The organism is Aliiruegeria sabulilitoris, from assembly GCF_001558155.1.
GTDB classification, from domain to species: domain Bacteria; phylum Pseudomonadota; class Alphaproteobacteria; order Rhodobacterales; family Rhodobacteraceae; genus Tropicimonas; species Tropicimonas sabulilitoris.
This window is the reverse complement of sequence record NZ_LOAS01000085.1, coordinates 1-2,703: the sequence shown is the minus strand read 5'-3', so window position 1 is coordinate 2,703 and position 2,703 is coordinate 1. Positions and strand designations below refer to the sequence as shown.

Genomic DNA, 2,703 nt, shown 5'->3' with positions numbered 1-2,703 from the left:
GCTACTCAGCCCCCTGCCCTGCGACAAGCCAAGTTGTTCTGACGCCGCCGGCGTGTGCACGTGCTTTTGCGGCGCTAGGGTTAGGTGAACAACATGAAGAAGACCCGCAGGATTAACAACGAGTTGGGCTTGCAGCTGAGAAACAAGCGCCCGAAGCGACGGGTGAAGGCCCGAGTGAAGAACTTGTTGGACCCGATCAAATACCAACACCCTGCTAAATGCTCCAACGGCCTTTCCAAAGTTCGAACATCATCAGCGTCCACAGACTCTGGCCCCAGTTGCGTCGCCCCGACAAATGTTCTGACAAGCGACGCGCTATCAGGCGTTCGTCAAACAGACCGGCCTGCGCGATCCTGTGAGTTGACAGCATATCACCTGCCAATTCGCGCAATGGCCCTCGCAGCCAATCATTGAGAGGGATGGCGAACCCGCGTTTCGGATGGTCGAACATTTCCTTGGGTACGTCTCTCTCAAGAAGTTTCCGCATAGCTACCTTGCCAACGCCATCACTTGAAACACGGAGACTGGCCGGCATCCGCCAAGCCATCTCGAGAACGCGATGATCGAGCAGCGGAGATCGAACCTCTATACTGGCTGCCATCGAAGCCCGATCAACCTTGGTCAGCACGTCGTCTGTCAAATAAGCGATTGTGTCCAGATACATCATCTGTTCCAGAGGAACCACACGCGGTGGAACTGCAGCGGAGCCATACACGCAGGCGGGTTCAGCAACGTTTGGTTTAAGCAACCGGACCGGATTCCACTGCGAGAGAGACGCGCGATATCGGCTCCGAAAATCTGGTTGGCACAGAATCTCGGCAACTTTGCCGATTCGCTCACCCGTCAGCTCCTCGCGCCGTTTCTTGGGCAACGCCAAGGCGCCGACACGCAGGCCCGCGTCGAGCAGTGCCACGGGGCTGGCATTCACCAACCTTGGAACAAACCATGGTAGACACCTGGCTAAGTGCTCGATTTGAAGCATCCAACCGTAACGCGCGTACCCGCCCAAGGCTTCGTCTCCACCGTCGCCCGAAAGCACGACTGTTACTTGCTCACGCGCTAGCCGGGAAACCAGCAATGTTGGCAATTGAGAAGGGTCAGAGAATGGCTCGTCAAAGACGCTCGACATCTCATCGACCGCAGCGAGCGCCGATTGCGGGGTTGCGGTCAGTTCGACGTGATTGGTTCCCAGATGCTTGGCGATCTCGGCGGCAATATCGGCCTCATTGAAGCTATCCTCGTTGAAACGAACAGTGAGCGTCAGAGGCTTCTCTGGAGTGAGCGCCGATGTCTTGGCCGCTATCAACGAGGAGTCAATTCCCCCGGAAAGAAATATTCCCACAGGCACGTCTGACACAATGCGTTCGCGGACGGCTTGGTTCAGGCACTGGTCGAACTGCTCGAGCGCTTCCGCTTCGTCCGCGAAGCGCGTCTCAACACCATTGGCCGCCGCGTCATAGGCGGTCCAGTATGGCTTCGCTGCACTCAGAATTTCAGCGCCCGACAACGGTTTTCGATCTATGGAGACTGTTAGAATTGAAGATGGCGGCAGCTTGACCACGTCTTGATATATGGAATTGGGAGACGGTACGTAGCCGTAACGCAAATAAAGAGCGAGAGCTTCGTGATTGAGAGACGGCAGAGGAAAACCTGGATGGGCACGCAACGCTTTCAATTCCGAACCGAAATAAAGCATCCCTTCGGACACGCCTATGTAACAAGGTTTTTTGCCGACCCGGTCGCGAATGAAAGTGATAGTCCGAGTGAGGCGATCATAAAGTGCGATGGCAAACATACCTGCCATCTGCTTTATGGCAGCTTCTATGCCATAAAGCTCAATCGCTTCCAGCAGCACTTCGGTGTCGGAGTACCCCGTGAACCGAACGCCGTCCTCTTCGAGTTTGCGCCGCATGTCGAGAAAGCCGAAAATCTCGCCGTTAAAGACGATCGTGTAACGCGCGCTGGAAGAGGTCATGGGTTGTGCACCGGCCTCGGAAAGGTCGATTATCGCGAGCCGCCTGTGACCGAGCGCGACACGCCCTTCCTCGTCCACCCAAGCACCCTCGCCGTCCGGGCCGCGATGAACCAAGCTGTCCATCATCGGCTTAATAGACCGATGCGCCGACGCTTTTCCCCGTGGACGATAGTCAATGAAACCGACAATTCCACACATTGATTATGGCCTCGCACTCGGCGAACTAAAACTGGATCTGGGTGACACTGCCGAACAGTCGGCACTATTTTTGGCAGTGTTGCCTTGAGTGAAACTTTGAAGAACAGTGACTCCTGAGATTACAAGAGGCAACCAGTTTATGCCATTTGGCTCAAAAGGTTTTTGCCGAGCGCAAGGAAGTGACGGATCAAGGCCGCAAAATTCCCGGCCACCAAGAGCCTTGACAGCTTCGACTTCACCGCGATCGCGTCGCTCAATAAGATGCAGGTCCTGGAGCTGGCGCGCTGTGAATGGATAGACCGCTGCGAGAACGTCATTGCCCTCGGTCCAAGCGGCACCGGCAAGACCCACGTCGCACTCGACCTCGGTCAGGCCGCTTGCCAGAAAGGGATGGATGTTCGGTTTACATCCGCCGCCGCCATCGTTTACGAGCTGATGGAAGCGCGAGACGAGCGCCAGCTCCTGTGGCTTCAGAAGCAACTGTGACCTGCCCCCCGTTGGTCCCTCAGTCATAACGAGAGTCTGCGGGT

The 2,703-nt window shown here is 56.2% G+C and carries 1 protein-coding gene and 2 pseudogenes; 2 read left to right on the top strand and 1 reads right to left on the bottom strand.

Features of this window, described 5'->3' with window-relative positions:
• Positions 1–48: 48 nt before the first annotated feature.
• A pseudogene (locus tag AX756_RS25960) lies at positions 49–180 on the top strand (IS3 family transposase); the annotation flags it as partial.
• 34 nt (positions 181–214) lie between these two features.
• On the opposite strand, the gene asnB reads toward AX756_RS25960, so the two are convergent.
• A complete protein-coding gene (gene asnB / locus AX756_RS24600; RefSeq protein ID WP_068318494.1) occupies positions 215–2,173 on the bottom strand; it encodes an asparagine synthase (glutamine-hydrolyzing) in 1,959 nt (652 codons plus the stop codon).
• Between the two features lie 183 nt (positions 2,174–2,356).
• Between asnB and AX756_RS24595 the strand changes: the two are divergent.
• Positions 2,357–2,656 (top strand): annotated as a pseudogene (locus tag AX756_RS24595) (ATP-binding protein); the annotation flags it as partial.
• Positions 2,657–2,703: the final 47 nt, after the last annotated feature.